Genomic DNA, 15,203 nt, shown 5'->3' with positions numbered 1-15,203 from the left:
GGAGAAAGCCATGACCGATTTCGCCGCCACCCGCCGCGCCTTCCACCTGCCCCGGGGGATCACCTATCTGGACGGAAACTCGCTGGGTCCGATGCCTGTCGCGGCCAGCGACCGGGTCGCCCGCATGATGTCGGATGAATGGTCCGAGATGCTGATCACCGGCTGGAACAAGGCGGGCTGGTATGTTCAGCCGCGCAAGGTCGGCGACCGCATCGCCCGGCTGATCGGCGCGGGGCCGGGGCAGGTGGTGATGGGCGACACGCTGTCGATCAAGGTGTTCCAGGCCCTCAGCGCCGCCATGGCCCTGCGCCCCGGCCGCCGGGTAATCCTGTCGGACAACGGCAACTTCCCGTCGGACCTTTATGTGGCCGAAGGCCTGGCCCGCGCGATGGGGGCCGAATTGCGCGTCGTCGCCCCCGAGGAGGTCGAGGCCGCGATCACCCCCGACCTGGCCGTCCTGATGCTGACCGAGGTCGATTACCGCACCGGCCGCCGCCACGACATGGCCGGGCTGACGGCCCGCGCCCATGACGCCGGGGCCCTGGCGCTGTGGGATCTGGCCCATTCCGCAGGGGCGGTGGATGTGGATCTGACCGGCGCTGATGCGGATTTCGCGGTCGGCTGCACCTACAAGTATCTCAATGGCGGACCGGGCGCGCCGGCCTTCATCTGGACCCACCCCCGCCACGCCGATGCCGCCCAGCCGATCCTGCAAGGCTGGATGGGCCATGACGCGCCCTTCGCCTTTGACCTGGGCTATCGGCCCGCGCCGGGGATCGAACGGATGCGCGTCGGCACCCCCCCGGTGATCGCCCTGACGGCCTTGGACGCGGCGCTGGACGTGTGGGATGGGGTCAGCCTTGCCGACCTGCGAGCCCGGTCGATCGAACTGACCGAGGCCTTCATCAAGGGGGTCGAGGCCGCCTGCCCGGAGGTCGCGCTGAATTCCCCGCGCGATCCGGCCCGGCGCGGATCGCAGGTCAGCTTCCGCCACCCCCAGGGCTATGCGGTCATGCAGGCGCTGATCGCGGCGGGCGTCGTCGGCGATTTCCGCGCGCCCGACGTGCTGCGCTTTGGTTTCGCGCCGCTGTACAACGATCTGGACGATGTCGGACGGGCCGTCGATACCCTGGCCCGCATTCTGCGCGACGGCAGTTGGGATGATGAAAGGTTTCGGCAAAGGGCTGCCGTGACGTAGGGGTAGGGGGCTTCCCTCGGGCCTGTTTGTGCCGCACATATGCGACATTTGACAGGATATGTTTCATGTGGTCGGATCGGTTTGCATGGGTCGTCTTTGCGTTTGGCCTGCCCGGATGTCCGGCGCTTGCGCAAGGCGACCTGCTGCGCGTCGAACTGGTCGCAGCCCAGGAACAGACGGTCAGGCTTGACCTCCAACTCTCCGGCAGCATCGCCGCGACAGACAGCGTGCAGATGAGCTTTCGTCAGGCCGGGCGCGTGACGCGCGTGCTGGTGGACGAAGGCGACCGCGTGGCCCGGGGGCAGGAACTGGCGCGGCTGGATTCGGTCCAGCAGGACGAGGCCCTGCGCGTGGCCAGGGCGGGGCTGGATGCCGCGCAGGCCGGGCTGTCCCAGGCCCGCCAGGCCAGCGATCGCGCCGAAGGCCTGCTTGCGCGTGGCGTCGGCACCCGCGCTGCGCGCGATGATGCCCTGCGCGTCCTGTCCGAGGCGCAGGGAACGCTGGAACGCGCGGAAAGCACGCTGGACCAGGCCCGAAGGGCGGTTCAGGATACCATCCTGCGCGCGCCCCAGGACGGGGTCGTGACCGCCCGCGACATGGCGCCGGGCCAGATCGTCGGTGCCGCGCAACCGGTCCTGACCCTTGCGGTTCTGGACGGGCTGGAGGCGGTGTTCGACGCCCCCGACCATCCCCGGCTGGACAATGCCATGGGCGGACAGGTCCGGCTTGACACCATCGACATCGACCACCCGGAAATGCAGGGCAGGGTCACGGAAATCTCGCCCCTGGTGGATCCTGCGACAGGAACGGTGACGATCCGCGTCGCCATCGACGATGTGTCCGCCGATACCGCCCTGCTGGGCGCGGCGGTGCGGGGGCACCTGGACATTGCCGTCGATCGGGGCATCGCGGTGCCCTGGACGGCGCTGATGCGTGACGGCGACCATCCGGCCGTCTGGCGCGTCGATGCCGACAACCGCGTCAGCCTTGTGCCCGTCACCATCGGTCAGTTCACCAATGGCGTCGTGTATCTGTCCGACGGCATCGCGCCGGGCGATGTCGTTGTGGGCGCCGGCTCGCAATTGCTGTATCCCGGACGCCAGGTCCAGAAGGCCGAGGTGCTGCCGTGAAGGTGCTGATCGTCCTGGCGGCGACCCTGGCATTGTCCTTGCCCGCCCATGCGCTGGGATGGCCGTCCTGGCTGGGCTTCGAATCCCGGGCCGACGAACCCCTTCCCCCCCGCCCCGTCGTGTCCGAGATCGTCGAGGATCGGGGCCATGACGCACGCTGGGTTCCCGGCGTGGTGGCGTCCCGGACGCAGGTGACGATGGCTTTCCAGACGCTTGGCCGGATGGTGTCGCGCCCGGTCGATCTGGGCGATCGGGTCGAACAGGGGGATGTGCTTGCCAATCTGGGATCCGAGGATCTGGCCGCTACCACCCGCGCGGCCGAAGCGGCCCTTGCCGCGGCCGAGGTTCAGCGCGACACCGCCCGCCTGGCGCTGGAGCGCGCCCAGGCCCTGGTCGCCCGCAACGTCGCCAGCACCGCGCAACTGGAACAGGCCCAACGCGCCGCCGCCGCCGCCGAGGCCGGGGCCGAACAGGCCCGCTCGGCCCTGGTTCAGGCCCGCGACGCCGAAGGCTATGCCCGCATGACGGCGCCTTTCTCGGGCGTGGTCAGCGCCGTCTATGAAGTTCCGGGCAGCGTTCTGGGCGCGGGAACGCCTGTCCTGCAATTGTCGGCCGAGGATCAGCGCGAGGCCGTGATCGACCTGCCCGAAGCGGCCCTTGCGGGCTTGCCCGCGGATGCGGTCTTTTCGATCTGGCAACGGACCGATCCCGACCGCCAGGTGCGGGCGGTCCTGAACCGGGTCGATCCGATCGCGGATGCGGCGACCCGGACGCGCAGGCTGTATCTGACCCTTCCGGCGGATGCGCCGTTTCGCCTGGGCGCCCTGATCCGGGCGCGGCTGGGCACCGCCAGCGAACCGGTGCTGACATTTTCCAGCGCAGCGATCTTCCAGCGGGACGGCAGGCCCCATGTCTGGCGCGTGCAGCGCCGCGAGAACGGCGCCCATGTCGAGGCCGTTCCCGTTTCCATCGCCGGAGATTTCCAGGGCCGCATCCTGCTTGCACAAGGGTTGGAGCCGGGGGACGAGGTGGTCATTCGGGGCGTCAATTCCCTGACGGACGGTCAGCCGGTCGGGGAAAGGGTCCAGCCGTGAAGCGTTTCAACCTGTCGGACTGGGCGCTGAACCATCGCAGCTTCGTCTGGTTCCTGCTGATCGTCTCGCTGATCGCGGGAACCATCAGCTACAACAACCTGGGCCGCGAGGAAGACCCGAACTTCACCATCAAGATCATGGTGATCAGCGCGGCCCTGCCCGGCGCCACCGTGGAAGAAACGCTGACCCAGGTCACCACGCGTATCGAAACGAAGCTCGAGGAACTGGACGAGCTGTATTTCACCCGGTCCGTCACCATGCCGGGCCAGGCGGTCGTCTATCTGGAACTGCTGCCCACGACGCGGGGTCCGCAGGTGCCCGAAATCTGGAAGCGCGTGCGCCAGATGATGTCGGACATCCGCCCGGACTTCCCCCAGGAATTCGCGGGCTTCCAGTTCAACGACGATTTCGGCGACGTGTTCGGCAACATCTATGCCTTTACCGCCGACGGATACAGCCCGCGCGAATTGCGCGACCGGGTGGAACGCATCCGCAAGCAGGTCGCGGCACTGGACGCCGCCGGCAAGACCGAGATCCTGGGCGAACAGGCCGAGCAGATCTATCTTGAATTCTCGGCGGCGCGTCTGGCCGCGCTTGGCCTGAACCAGCAGCAGGTCGTGGCGACCCTGGCCCAGCAGAATGCCATTGCGCCCTCCGGGGTGATCCAGGCGGGACCGGAACAGGTGCTGGTCCGCGTGGGCGGCCAGTTCGACGACGCGGAGGCGATCGCCGCCGTCAACCTGCGCGTGGGCGAGCGGTTCTTCAACCTGGGCGACGTGGCCACCGTCCGGCGCGGCTATGAAGACCCGCCGCAATCGCTGTTCCGATACAACGGCCAGCCCGCCATCGGCTTGCAGATCGGGATGCGCGACGGCGAGAACATCCTGGAATTCGGGCGTGAACTGGATGCGCTGATGGCCCGCGTCGAGGGCGACCTGCCCATCGGGATCGAGATGGCCAAGGTTGCCGACCAGCCGCATGTGGTGGAAGACGCGGTCGGCCACTTCGTCACCGCCCTGGCCGAGGCGGTGGCGATCGTGCTGGTCGTCAGCTTCGTCAGCCTGGGCTTCCGCGCGGGCTTCGTCGTGACGCTGACGATCCCGCTGGTGCTGGCGATCACCTTCGTGATCCTGGATCTGTACGGCATCACGCTGCAACGCATCTCGCTGGGGGCGCTGATCATCGCGCTTGGGCTGTTGGTCGATGACGCGATGATCGCCATCGAGACGATGATTTCCCGGCTGGAGATCGGCGAGTCGCTGGAAAAGGCCGCCAGCTATGCCTGGACCTCGATCGCATTCCCGATGCTGACGGGAACGCTGGTGACCGTCGCCGGCTTCATCCCGATCGGCTTGAACAGTTCGGCGGCGGGCGAGTTCACCTTTTCGCTGTTCGTGGTGATCGCCGTGTCGCTGGTGGTGTCCTGGGTGGTGGCCGTGCTGTTCGCGCCCCTCTTGGGCGTGACCTTCCTGCGCCGCTATGACGCCCATCATGAACAAAAGCCGGGCTGGCTGCGGCGGCGGTTCCACGCGGTGCTTTGGTGGTCGATGCGCTTCAAGTGGATCGTGATCGTCGTCACGCTGGCGTTGTTCGCCCTGTCCGTCTGGGGAATGCGCTTTGTCGAGCAGCAGTTCTTCCCCACATCGGACCGGACCGAGGTTCTGGTCGATATCGTCGAGCGCCAGAACACCTCGATCGCCAAAACGCGCAAGGACATGGACCGCCTGGAACAGGTCCTTGCGGGGAACGGGGACGTGCTGTTCTGGACATCCTATGTCGGCACCGGGGCGCCGCGCTTCGTGCTGGCGATGGATGTGCCGACGCCCGGTCCCTATATGGGCCAGATCGTGATCCAGACCCCGGATCTGGCGGCCCGGGACCGGGTCAAGGCGCTGCTGATGGACAAGGCCGCGCGCGAATTTCCGGGTATCGATATCTATGTGAAGAACCTGGAAATCGGGCCTCCGGTCGGCAAGCCGGTGCAGTACCGCGTCAGCGCGCCCGATGCCGACGCGGCCCGCGATGCCGCCCGCCGACTGGCCGCCGTCCTGGCGCAAGAGCCGCGGCTGCGCGACATCTCGATGGACTGGAACGAGCCTGCCCGCGTGGTGCGGCTGGAAATCGACCAGGACCAGGTGCGGCGGCTGGGCCTGACCAGCCAGGACGTGGCCGACACGCTGTCGGCGCTGTTTTCGGGCCAGCTCATCACCCAGTTGCGCGACGACATCTTCCTGATCGACGTCGTGGGACGGGGGCAGGCCGAGGACCGCACTTCGATCGAATCGATCCGCAACCTGCAACTGCGGCTGCCGAATGGCGGGGGGACGCCGCTGTCCTCGGTCGTGTCGCTGGACTATGCGACCGAACAGCCGCTGATCGCACAGCGCAACGGCCTGCCGACCGTCACCGTCAAGGCCGCCATATCCACCAAGGACCAGCCCGCCACGCTGGTCAACGCCCTGGTCCCGGCCGTGACCGAATTCCAGGCCAGCCTGCCCTCGGACGTGACCATCACAGTGGGCGGCACGGTCGAAACCTCGGCCGACAGCCAGGAACCTATCGCCGCCGTGGTGCCGGTGATGCTGCTGGTCATGGCGCTGCTGGTGATGGCGCAGATGCAAAGCTTCCGGCTGTCGCTGATCGTCTTCGCCGCAGCGCCCCTGGGCCTGATCGGCGTGGTCGCGGTGCTGGTACCCTTCGGCGTGCCGATGGGCTTTGTCGCGATCCTGGGGATCCTGGCGCTGATCGGCATCCTGATCCGCAATTCCATCATCCTGGTCCACGAAATCCAGGAGCTGCTGCACAAGGGCCGCAGCCAGTGGCAGGCCGTGTTCGAGGCATCCGACAGCCGTGCCCGGCCCATCCTTCTGACGGCCGCGGCGGCATCGCTGGCGCTGATCCCGATCTCGCGCCAGGTGTTCTGGGGGCCGATGGCGTTTTCGATGATGGGCGGCATCATCGCGGGCACGCTGATCACGCTGGTCTTCGTGCCCGCGCTCTATTGCGCGGTGATGCGGGTCAGGCCCGACCCGCAGGGCCGGGGCTGACCGGCGCCGGTCAGTCCAGGACCGGGAAGAACTTGTCGGACAGCGTGAAGATCTCGCACCCGTCGGCGGTCACGCCGATGGCATGTTCGAACTGCGCCGACAGCGACTTGTCGCGGGTCACGGCGGTCCAGTCATCGGCCAGGACCTTGGTTTCCGGGCGGCCCAGGTTGATCATCGGCTCGATGGTGAAGAACATCCCTTCCTCCAGCACCGGGCCTTTGCCGGGGCGGCCGAAATGCAGCACGTTGGGGGGCGCGTGGAAGACCCGGCCCAGCCCGTGGCCGCAGAAGTCGCGCACCACCGACATGCCGCGCCCTTCGGCGTAAGACTGGATCGCCGCGCCGATGTCGCCGAAGGTGGCGCCGGGGCGCACGGCCTCGATCCCCTTCATCAGCGCGTCATGCGTGACCTGGATCAGCCGCTTGGCCTTGATCGGGGCCTTGCCCGCCACATACATGCGGCTGGTGTCACCATACCAGCCATCCACGATCACCGTCACGTCGATGTTCAGGATGTCGCCATTCGCCAGCACCTTGTCGCCGGGAATGCCGTGGCAGACCACATGATTGACGCTGATGCAGCTTGCATGTTCATAGCCGCGATAGCCGATCGTGGCCGAGGTGACATCCAGTTCCGCGATGCGGCGGGTGATGAAATCGTCAAGCGCGCCGGTGGAAACGCCCGGCTGGACCAGGGGCCCCACCTCGTCCAGGATCTGCGACGCCACGGCCCCGGCCTTGTGCATCCCGGCGAAATCCTCGCGCGCGTGGATGCGGATGCCTTCCTTGGTGATGTGGCTCTGGTCCATCGAAGATCCCTTTCGTCTGGCCGCATAGATAGACCCGGAAGGCCACTTGTTCCAGCCCCGTGCGTGCGCATAGATGCAGGCAGCACAGGTTTCAGGGGGCGGGCGATGCAATCCGACAATCCGACGGCGGCGATCCTGGTGATCGGGGACGAAATCCTGTCCGGCCGCACCCGCGAAGGCAACGCCCATCACCTGGCGCAGGTGCTGTCCGCGACGGGCTTTGACCTGCGCGAGATCCGCGTGGTGGCCGACGATCACCCCAGGATCGTCGCGGCCATCCGCGCCTTGGACCGCAGCCTGGGCGGGGATTACGACCTGTTGTTCACCAGCGGCGGGATCGGGCCGACACATGACGATATCACCGCCGATGCCGTGGCCGATGCGCATGGCACCACGGTCGAAATCCACCCCGAAGCGCGCGCCCTGCTGCAGGCCCGCTGCGACCGGATGGGAACCGAACTGACGGAAAACCGCCTGCGCATGGCCCGCATTCCGGTGGGCGCCACGCTGATCGACAATGCGGTATCGGCCGCGCCCGGCTTTTCCATCGGCAACACGCATGTCATGGCAGGCGTCCCCGAGGTGTTCCGGGGCATGGTCGATTGGCTGATCCCGCGCCTGTCCGCCGGCCGCCCCGTGCAGTCCCAAAGCGTCGAGGTCCGGCGCGGCGAAAGCGACGTGGCCGAGGGGTTGCGGGCCGTGGCGGACGATTATCCCGACCTGTCGTTGGGCTCATATCCCTTCCAGGATCCGACCGGCTGGGGCACGAACCTGGTGGTGCGGGGCCTTGATGCGGATCGCGTGGCCCAGGCGATGGCGGCGCTGAAACAGCGGCTGGGCCTGTGATGGACGCGGCCCTGGCCCAGGCCTTCGAGGAGACCTGGCCCGCGGCGGAATACGTCGATGCCGGGGGTTTCCGCCTGGGCCGGGGCCTGGGCGCAGGCGGGCGGGTCAGTTCGGCGCGGGCGGTCGGCCCTTGGAAGCCGGACGACATCGCAAGGGTCGAGGCGATCCATCGCGGCTGGGACCAGCCCCCGATGTTCCGCGTCCTGGACGGGGATGCGGCCCTGATCGCCGCCCTGACGGCAGCCGGATACCGGCGCGAGACGCCGACCGCGATCATGCAGGCACCGGTTGCCTTGCTGACTGGCCAGACAATTCCTGTCCTGACCACCTTCGCGATCTGGCCGCCCCTGGCGATCCAGCGGGACATCTGGGCGGCGGGCAACATCGACCCGATGCGGCAGGCGGTCATGGACCGGGTGTCCGGTCCAAGGACCGCCATTCTGGGCCGCATCGACGACCGTGCGGCGGGCGCGGCCTTTGCCGCGATTGCGGCAGGGGTGGCGATGGTCCATGCGGTCGAGGTGCTGCCCGCCTTCCGCCGCCGCGGCCTTGCGGGCTGGATGATGCGGCAGGTGGCCCAATGGGCAGCGGACCGCGGCGCGACCCGGATCGGCCTGGCCGTCAGCCGGGCCAATGGCGGCGCCAGGGCCACCTATGACCGGCTGGGGTTCACCGAGGTCGCCGGATATGCCTATTACGCCAAGGACCTATAAGGCGGCGCGGATGCTGGCGGCGATCAGTGCGGGCACCTGGGGCGCAAGGCCGATGGGATCCAGGCGCGGGCCGGTGAAACCCGCCTGATCCAGCGCCTCGGGCAGGTCGTCCAGCACATGTTCCGCCCGCAGCGCGAAGAAGGGCAGGCTGACCGCGCGGTCCAGCCCGCGCGCGGCATCGGCGATGAAGGGTTCCTGTTCCACGAAGCCTGTGACGACGCGGGCGAATTGCGGCGCGATGGTTTCGGCCAGGGCGGTCGTGATGGTGAAGGACGCCTGAGAGCGTTGCGAGCCATGGGCGGAAAGCAGCAGGGTCGTGTCCTGCGGTGTCCATCCCTGTTCGGTTGCTGCAGCATGGGCCTGTGCCACGATCAGGCCGGGCAGGGCCGGATCGGTGCCGAAGGGCCGCAGCACCCGCGCCTTGCCCGCGCCGGCCTGGGCCAGCCTGCGGGGCAATTCGCTGCGCGTGAACCAGCCTTCGGCCATGAACATCGGATAGATCAGGCAGTCGTCGTCGGCGACCGCCGCCAGGGCGCCCGGCATCGCCAGCGTCGCGCCCACGACTTCGCAGCCGGGATCACAGGCGGCGACACGGGCGGCCAGATCCTCGATGGCGTGCTGCTGGGGGCCGGGATCGCCGGGCTGGCCGTGCGAGACGATGACGGCCTTGCAAACCATGGCGCGCGTCATTGGCGGAAATGATGGGCCACGGCCTCGGGCATCGGAAACTCCTCCAATGCCCGCGCGCGGCCTTCGGGTGACATCTTGGCGGCCGTCTTCTGGATGATGCGGTCCATCTTCTCGTCCGGGATGGTCGCCATGAAGTCGCCCAGATACCAGCGGATGAAGGTGAAGCAGATCACGTCCTCAAGCGCCTGCACCTGATCGTCGCGCTTGAGGCCCTGCTTGGTCAGCATCCTGCGGGCATGGTCGATGTCGTCCTGGCCATAGCCCGCGTCCGCCATGATCCCCGCGATGCGGTCGGCATGGCGGCGGCCCTGTTCCTGGCGCCATTGCAGATAGCCCGCCCGGTCCATCGGATAGGCGTCGCGCGGCAGAAGCCAGCGTTCGATATGCTGCCCCCGGCAGGCGATGCGCAGCACCTCCGAAGCCTGGGGAAACAGGTGCTGCTGTTGTTCCGTCATCCGCTGGCCGTAGAGCAGGTTGGCGGGCTTGCCGTCGTCGAGGTTCGGGTCCTGCGCGTTGGCGGCGTCGATGGCCTGGAAGGCGTGGTCAAGGCGTGTGGTCATGGCGCGTCCTTTTTGCCGCAGTTTCACCTTCTGGCGCTGCGCTTCGCAAGCGGCTAGAGGAGGGACATGACCGGATGGACCGAATATATCGCCGCCTGGGCCTGTTTCCTGGGCGCCCACATGATCCCCGCGCTGCCTGGGCCGCGCGGCTGGCTGGTCGCCCGACTGGGGCGGCGGGGCTATCTGGCGGCCTTCAGCCTGCTGTCGATCGGGCTTCTGTACTGGCTGATCCTGGCTGCGGGACGCGCGCCCTATGTGCATCTGTGGGACCAGCCGGGCTGGAGCCGCTGGCTGGTCAACATCGCCATGCCCGCCGCGATCCTGCTGGGGTCGCTTGCGGTCGGCATGTCGGGGCTGGTCGCGGCCTTCGCGCTGTGGGCGGGTTCGCATCTGGTCGCCAATGGCGATCTGGCGCATGCGGTCTTCTTCGGCGGGATGGGGGTCTTTGCCCTGTCCGGCGTGGCGCGGTCGGGGTTGCCAGGCGCGTTCCGCGTGACCTGGCAACGGCTGCTGCTGGCCGTGGTGATCTGGGCGGCGCTGTTGCACCTGCATCCGCTGGTGATCGGCGTGTCGCCGCTGCCTGCCTGACGGCAGGCGAAGGCCGGGGGCGCTTCGCCCCCCGGACCCCCCGAGGATATTTGATCCAAAGTGAAATCAGGTCAGGCGAAAGCCGTCGGGGATGGCGTCATGGCCGTCCAGGATCAGGTCGGCCATCACCTGCGCGATCTTGGGCGCCATGCCGAAGCCGATCTTGAAGCCGCCATTGGCGACGAAATGGCCGGGGCGGCCCGGCCAAGGGCCAAGGATCGGAGCGCGGCTGCGCGCGCGGGGGCGGGCGCCCGCCCAGCGGTCGATCACCGGGGCGTCGCGCAGTTGCGGGCAGATCGCGCGGGCCTTGGCGACCAGGGCGTCGATCCGGTCGTCAGGGTCCAGGTGGTCATAGTCGTTTTCCGATGTCGAGCCGACAGCCACCGTGCCATCCGCGTGGGGCACGATGTGCAGGGTTTCGGCAAAAACTTGCGGTGCATCGGGCGCGGCGTATCGCAGCAGCGCCGACTGGCCCTTGACGCCCTTGCCGATGGGGCGGCCCAGGTCCCGCGACAGATCCGCAAGCCCCGGCGTGCCGGTCGCCCAGAGGACCGGTCCGGCCGGGTCACTGGGGGCCTGGCCCTCGACGATCTCTCCGCCCCGGTTGCGGATGGCCTGGGCAAGCGCGGCCCCGGCGGCGCGGGGCGCAAGGCGCGCGGTCAGCCGGTCGAACAGCCAGAGGCCCGAGGGGCTGTCGGGCACCAGGTTGCCCGCCGGGGCCTTGGTCAGGTGCATCGCGCAGTTCGCGGGCCAGCGTTCCGTCGCAGCGGCGATGCGGCCGGCCAGGCGGTCTGCGGCGGCGGCATCGGCCAAGGGTTGCAGCCGGCCGGTGCGGGCAAAGCCGGTGGGCAGGCCAGCGGCTTCCCCGACCCCTGCCCAGAAGGTGGGGGCCATCAGCAGGCTGTCCAGTTGGAAGGCCTTCTTCGGATTCCAGTTCTCGGGCGCGTGGGGGGCAAGCGCGCCCACATGGCCGCCCGATGATCCGGCGCCGATCCGCGCGGCCTCGATCAGCCGGACGCTTGCGCCGCGCCGGGTCATTTCCCAGGCGCAACTGAGGCCGAGGATGCCGCCGCCGATGATCGTGACGCTTGTCAAGACATGTCCCTTTCCCCTAGCTGCGGGCATGAGCGCGTTATCCGATCCCGACCCCGCCCGCCACCCGCAGCTTGACTGGCGCGACGGCGGCATCCCCGTGTCCACCCGTTTCGACGATCCCTATTTCAGCCTTGCGGGCGGGCTGGCGGAAACGCGGCATGTCTTTCTGGACGGCAACGATTTGCCCGCGCGGCTGCGGCCCGGCTTTCACGTCGCGGAACTGGGCTTCGGGACCGGGCTGAACTGCCTGGCCCTGGCGCAGGTGGCGACAGTCCCCGTGGTGATGACCAGTTTCGAGGCCTGGCCCATGAGCATCGCGCAGCTTGAACAGGCCCATGCCGCCTTTCCCGAACTGGCGGACCTTGCCGCCCGGCTTCGCGCAGGCTGGGGTTCCGATGAGATCCAGGTGGGCCAGGTCCGGTTGCGGCTGGTGATCGGGGATGTCGCGCAGACCTTGCCCGGCTGGCAGGGCAGGGCGGATGCCTGGTTCCTGGACGGCTTTTCCCCCGCCAAGAACCCCGAGATGTGGGGGGACGAGATCATGGCCCATGTCGGCCGCTGCACCGCGCCGGGGGGCAGCTTTGCGACCTATACGGCGGCGGGTGGGGTGCGGCGGGCGCTGACCGATGCCGGTTTCCGGGTGGAACGCCGCCCCGGCTTTGGCCGCAAGCGCCACATGAGCGTGGGTGTCAGGCCCTAGCGGCCCACGCGCGGGATACGGGTGGGGGCATAGACCACCTCGGGGTGGGGCGGATGGCCATGGGTGCGCGCCCAGAAGGACCGGCCGCCAAGGCGCAGGAAGCGCGGCAGGGCCAGAACGACCCCTGCCAGAAAGCCCCCGGCATGGGCCCAATAGGCGACGCCGCCCCCGGCGGTCGGGGTGGTGTAGCCGCCGAAGACCTGGATCGCGAGCCAAACGCCCAGGACGATCCAGGCGGGCAGGGTGAAGACCTTGAAGAAGATGATGAAGATCGCAAGGATATCGACCTTGGCGCGCGGAAACAGCAGCAGATAGCCGCCCATCACGCCCGCGATGGCGCCCGATGCCCCGACCATGGGGATGGTCGAGAACGGGTCCGCCGCGATCTGGGCCGCGGCCGCCACCAGCCCGGCCAGCAGATAGAAGACCAGAAAGCCGAAACGGCCAAGCTGTTCTTCCAGGTTGTCGCCGAAGATGTACAGAAACAGCAGGTTGCCGACCAGGTGCATGATCCCGCCATGCAGGAACATGTGGGTCACCAGCCCCCACAGCAGTTCTCCATTGACCACCGCAAGGGGATAAAGCGCCAGCCGCACCCACAGCCATTCGCCCCCCGCCACCATCGGCAGGGTGGACAGATACAGGATGATGTTGGCCGCGATCAGCCCATAGGTGATCCAGGGCCTTTGTTCCGACGGGTTGTGGTCCCGGATCGGAAACACCGGGCTATTGCCCCTCGGACCGGGCCAGGGCGATGCGTTCGCGCCCCTCGGGGTCGGTCAGGACGACGCCGTCGCCGGTGCGGCGGGCGGCCGTGATGCTGCCCATGGCATTGCCGAAGCGAACCTCGGCCATGTTGCGGTCCTGTTCGGCGCAGGCCATGCGGGTCATGACCATGCCGCTGACGGCCATGGCGCCACCGTTTTCGGTCAACTGGCCGCTGTAGCGGTTGCAGGGCGCGCGCCCGGTGACGCGGCCGCCTTCACCCACCTCCAGCGTGACGCCGGCGGGGGCGGGGGCGCCGTCGATGCGGGTGACCACATAGCTGTCGCCGGGACGCAGCATGGCGACGGACCGTTCGCCCGCGTCCTGGCAGGCGGCAAGGCTGGCCATGGCGGCAAGCAGGGCAAGGGGGCGGGTGATCGTCATGCGGTCCTCGGGCAGCGTGCAGGGCCAGCATCGCCCGCCCCGACGCCCGGCGCAAGGGCGGGCCTGTTCGGGGCAGGAATGCTGCGCTAGCATCCGCCAAACCCGAGGGGAGAGCGATTCCGATGACGACCATGACCGACCGCAAGAACGCCGCCATTTCGCGCGGCGTGGGCATGACCACCCAGATCTATGCCGAACGGGCCGAGAATGCCGAGATCTGGGACAAGGACGGCAACCGCTATATCGACTTTGCCGCCGGGATCGCGGTCGTGAACACCGGCCACCGCCATCCCAAGGTCATCAAGGCCGTGAAGGCGCAATTGGACCGCTTTACCCATACCTGCCACCAGGTCGTGCCTTATGAAAACTATGTCGCGCTGGCGGAACGGCTGAACAGCCTGGTTCCCGGCGATTTCGACAAGAAGACGATCTTCGCCACCACGGGCGCCGAGGCGGTGGAAAACGCCATCAAGATCGCCCGCCATTATACCGGCCGCCCCGGCATCGTCAGCTTTGCGGGCGGGTTCCATGGGCGCACCTTCATGGGCATGGCGCTGACCGGCAAGGTGCAGCCCTACAAGGCGGGCTTCGGGCCGATGATGCCCGATGTCTGGCACCTGCCCTTCCCGAACCCCTTGCACGGTGTTTCCAAGGAGGATGCGCTGAAGGCGCTGCAGCAGCTGTTCAAGGCCGATCTGGAACCCGCCCGCGTGGCCGCCATCATCGTGGAACCCGTGCAAGGCGAGGGCGGCTTCTACGAAGTGCCGCAGGGTTTCATGGCGGAACTGCGTGCGCTGTGCGACCACCACGGGATGCTGCTGATCGCGGACGAGGTGCAGACCGGTTTCGCCCGCACCGGCAAGCTGTTCGCGATGGAACATCACGGCGTCGCGGCCGACCTAGTGACCATGGCCAAGGGCCTGGGCGGCGGCCTGCCGATCAGCGCGGTCACCGGCCGGGCCGAGGTGATGGACAGCCCCCATCCCGGCGGCCTTGGCGGCACCTATGCGGGCAATCCGCTTGGCGTGGCGGCGGCCCATGCCGTTCTGGACGTGATAGAGGAAGAGGGCCTTTGCGACCGCGCCACCCGCCTGGGGCAGCGCCTGAAGCAGCGGCTGGCCGCCGCCCGCGACCGGATCCCGCAGATCGCCGACATCCGCGGCCCCGGCTTCATGAACGCGGTCGAATTCAACCTGCCCGGCAGCGACAGCCCCAACCCCGACTTCACCAACAAGGTGCGAGAGGAGGCGCTGAAGCGAGGCCTGATCCTGCTGACCTGCGGCGTCTATGGCAACGTGGTCCGCTTCCTGGCGCCGCTGACCATCCCGGACGCGGTGTTCGAGGAGGCGCTGGACATCCTGGACGAAAGTCTGCTGGCAGCAAGGGGGTAGGGCATGACGGCGGGCCTGTCGAAACAGGCAGGCCCTTGCTTTCGCCAGCCAAAGACCAGTCCCTCCAAAACACCCCCGGCACCCTTGCTGGCCCGGCGTCGCCGATTACATGCAAGGGGCCGATGGATTTTCGCCTTGTTCTTGACCAAGGACGATTGTCTTTAGGGGCGCAGCCCGATCAGGAATTCAAGGAA

At 68.1% G+C, this 15,203-nt stretch carries 15 protein-coding genes; 9 read left to right on the top strand and 6 right to left on the bottom strand.

Annotation, left to right across the window (positions count from 1 at the left end):
* Positions 1–10 precede the first annotated feature (10 nt).
* From kynU to CK944_RS04310, 4 genes are all read left to right on the top strand, one after another.
* Positions 11–1,198, top strand: coding sequence for a kynureninase (kynU, locus tag CK944_RS04325; RefSeq protein ID WP_103171921.1), 1,188 nt, complete (start codon positions 11–13; stop codon positions 1,196–1,198).
* A 65-nt stretch (positions 1,199–1,263) separates the two neighbouring features.
* On the top strand, positions 1,264–2,328 hold the full coding sequence (locus tag CK944_RS04320) for an efflux RND transporter periplasmic adaptor subunit (protein ID WP_103171814.1): 1,065 nt from the start codon (positions 1,264–1,266) through the stop codon (positions 2,326–2,328).
* Positions 2,325–3,422: an efflux RND transporter periplasmic adaptor subunit gene (locus tag CK944_RS04315; RefSeq protein WP_158247955.1), complete on the top strand. Its 1,098-nt coding sequence runs from the start codon at positions 2,325–2,327 to the stop codon at positions 3,420–3,422. The genes CK944_RS04320 and CK944_RS04315 overlap by 4 nt, the downstream gene beginning before the upstream one ends.
* Positions 3,419–6,469 carry an efflux RND transporter permease subunit gene (locus CK944_RS04310; protein ID WP_103171812.1) on the top strand — a complete coding sequence of 1,017 codons (3,051 nt, stop codon included), beginning with the start codon at positions 3,419–3,421 and terminating at the stop codon, positions 6,467–6,469. Before CK944_RS04315 ends, CK944_RS04310 begins: the two co-directional genes overlap by 4 nt.
* 10 nt (positions 6,470–6,479) lie before the next feature.
* Here the strand turns inward: CK944_RS04310 and map are convergent, their stop codons facing one another.
* Positions 6,480–7,277 carry a type I methionyl aminopeptidase gene (gene map / locus CK944_RS04305; RefSeq protein ID WP_103171811.1) on the bottom strand — a complete coding sequence of 266 codons (798 nt, stop codon included), beginning with the start codon at positions 7,275–7,277 and terminating at the stop codon, positions 6,480–6,482.
* A gap of 105 nt (positions 7,278–7,382) precedes the next feature.
* Here map and CK944_RS04300 point away from each other — a divergent pair, with 105 nt between their 5' ends.
* Complete coding sequence (locus CK944_RS04300) at positions 7,383–8,123, top strand: molybdopterin-binding protein (RefSeq protein ID WP_103171810.1); 741 nt, start codon at positions 7,383–7,385, stop codon at positions 8,121–8,123.
* The gene (locus CK944_RS04295; RefSeq protein ID WP_103171809.1) at positions 8,123–8,836 is read left to right on the top strand and encodes a GNAT family N-acetyltransferase; all 714 of its coding nucleotides are present in this window, start codon (positions 8,123–8,125) and stop codon (positions 8,834–8,836) included. Before CK944_RS04300 ends, CK944_RS04295 begins: the two co-directional genes overlap by 1 nt.
* On the opposite strand, the gene CK944_RS04290 is transcribed toward CK944_RS04295, so the two are convergent.
* Together CK944_RS04290 and CK944_RS04285 are read right to left on the bottom strand one after the other, a co-directional pair.
* On the bottom strand, positions 8,831–9,526 hold the full coding sequence (locus CK944_RS04290; protein WP_239985952.1) for a CbiX/SirB N-terminal domain-containing protein: 696 nt from the start codon (positions 9,524–9,526) through the stop codon (positions 8,831–8,833). The two genes, CK944_RS04295 and CK944_RS04290, sit on opposite strands and share 6 nt — an antisense overlap.
* On the bottom strand, positions 9,523–10,086 hold the full coding sequence (locus CK944_RS04285) for a DUF4202 domain-containing protein (RefSeq protein ID WP_103171807.1): 564 nt from the start codon (positions 10,084–10,086) through the stop codon (positions 9,523–9,525). Before CK944_RS04285 ends, CK944_RS04290 begins: the two co-directional genes overlap by 4 nt.
* Positions 10,087–10,152: 66 nt before the next feature.
* On the opposite strand from CK944_RS04285, the gene CK944_RS04280 reads away from it, so the two are divergent.
* Positions 10,153–10,674: an NnrU family protein gene (locus CK944_RS04280; protein ID WP_103171806.1), complete on the top strand. Its 522-nt coding sequence runs from the start codon at positions 10,153–10,155 to the stop codon at positions 10,672–10,674.
* 66 nt (positions 10,675–10,740) lie between these two features.
* On the opposite strand, the gene CK944_RS04275 is transcribed toward CK944_RS04280, so the two are convergent.
* A complete protein-coding gene (locus tag CK944_RS04275) occupies positions 10,741–11,799 on the bottom strand; it encodes an FAD-binding oxidoreductase (RefSeq protein ID WP_103171805.1) in 1,059 nt (352 codons plus the stop codon).
* Here CK944_RS04275 and mnmD point away from each other — a divergent pair.
* Positions 11,798–12,469 carry a tRNA (5-methylaminomethyl-2-thiouridine)(34)-methyltransferase MnmD gene (mnmD, locus tag CK944_RS04270; RefSeq protein ID WP_192877724.1) on the top strand — a complete coding sequence of 224 codons (672 nt, stop codon included), beginning with the start codon at positions 11,798–11,800 and terminating at the stop codon, positions 12,467–12,469. The two genes, CK944_RS04275 and mnmD, sit on opposite strands and share 2 nt — an antisense overlap.
* Here the strand turns inward: mnmD and CK944_RS04265 are convergent.
* On the bottom strand, positions 12,466–13,191 hold the full coding sequence (locus tag CK944_RS04265) for a rhomboid family intramembrane serine protease (RefSeq protein ID WP_103171803.1): 726 nt from the start codon (positions 13,189–13,191) through the stop codon (positions 12,466–12,468). The genes mnmD and CK944_RS04265 overlap by 4 nt on opposite strands.
* 4 nt (positions 13,192–13,195) lie before the next feature.
* Entirely contained in the window at positions 13,196–13,618 is a 423-nt protein-coding gene (locus CK944_RS04260) for an META domain-containing protein (protein ID WP_158247954.1), read from the bottom strand.
* Between the two features lie 122 nt (positions 13,619–13,740).
* On the opposite strand from CK944_RS04260, the gene CK944_RS04255 reads away from it, so the two are divergent.
* Positions 13,741–15,009 (top strand): 4-aminobutyrate--2-oxoglutarate transaminase, encoded by a 1,269-nt coding sequence (locus CK944_RS04255; RefSeq protein WP_103171801.1) that lies wholly within the window; start codon positions 13,741–13,743, stop codon positions 15,007–15,009.
* Positions 15,010–15,203 lie beyond the last annotated feature (194 nt).

Source organism: Paracoccus sp. SY (assembly GCF_002901215.1).
Lineage (GTDB): Bacteria > Pseudomonadota > Alphaproteobacteria > Rhodobacterales > Rhodobacteraceae > Paracoccus > Paracoccus acridae.
This window is presented reverse-complemented; position numbering and strand designations above follow the sequence as displayed.

What these genes read in the sequence shown, in the direction of transcription:
- CK944_RS04295 (WP_103171809.1), top strand. Translation starts at nt 8,123, where the DNA reads ATGGACGCGGCCCTGGCCCAGGCCTTCGAGGAGACCTGGCCCGCGGCG.
- kynU (WP_103171921.1), top strand. Translation starts at nt 11, where the DNA reads ATGACCGATTTCGCCGCCACCCGCCGCGCCTTCCACCTGCCCCGGGGG.
- CK944_RS04260 (WP_158247954.1), bottom strand. Translation starts at nt 13,618, where the DNA reads ATGACGATCACCCGCCCCCTTGCCCTGCTTGCCGCCATGGCCAGCCTT.
- CK944_RS04290 (WP_239985952.1), bottom strand. Translation starts at nt 9,526, where the DNA reads ATGACGCGCGCCATGGTTTGCAAGGCCGTCATCGTCTCGCACGGCCAG.
- CK944_RS04275 (WP_103171805.1), bottom strand. Translation starts at nt 11,799, where the DNA reads ATGCCCGCAGCTAGGGGAAAGGGACATGTCTTGACAAGCGTCACGATC.
- CK944_RS04320 (WP_103171814.1), top strand. Translation starts at nt 1,264, where the DNA reads ATGTGGTCGGATCGGTTTGCATGGGTCGTCTTTGCGTTTGGCCTGCCC.
- CK944_RS04255 (WP_103171801.1), top strand. Translation starts at nt 13,741, where the DNA reads ATGACGACCATGACCGACCGCAAGAACGCCGCCATTTCGCGCGGCGTG.
- CK944_RS04285 (WP_103171807.1), bottom strand. Translation starts at nt 10,086, where the DNA reads ATGACCACACGCCTTGACCACGCCTTCCAGGCCATCGACGCCGCCAAC.
- CK944_RS04300 (WP_103171810.1), top strand. Translation starts at nt 7,383, where the DNA reads ATGCAATCCGACAATCCGACGGCGGCGATCCTGGTGATCGGGGACGAA.
- mnmD (WP_192877724.1), top strand. Translation starts at nt 11,798, where the DNA reads ATGAGCGCGTTATCCGATCCCGACCCCGCCCGCCACCCGCAGCTTGAC.
- CK944_RS04280 (WP_103171806.1), top strand. Translation starts at nt 10,153, where the DNA reads ATGACCGGATGGACCGAATATATCGCCGCCTGGGCCTGTTTCCTGGGC.
- map (WP_103171811.1), bottom strand. Translation starts at nt 7,277, where the DNA reads ATGGACCAGAGCCACATCACCAAGGAAGGCATCCGCATCCACGCGCGC.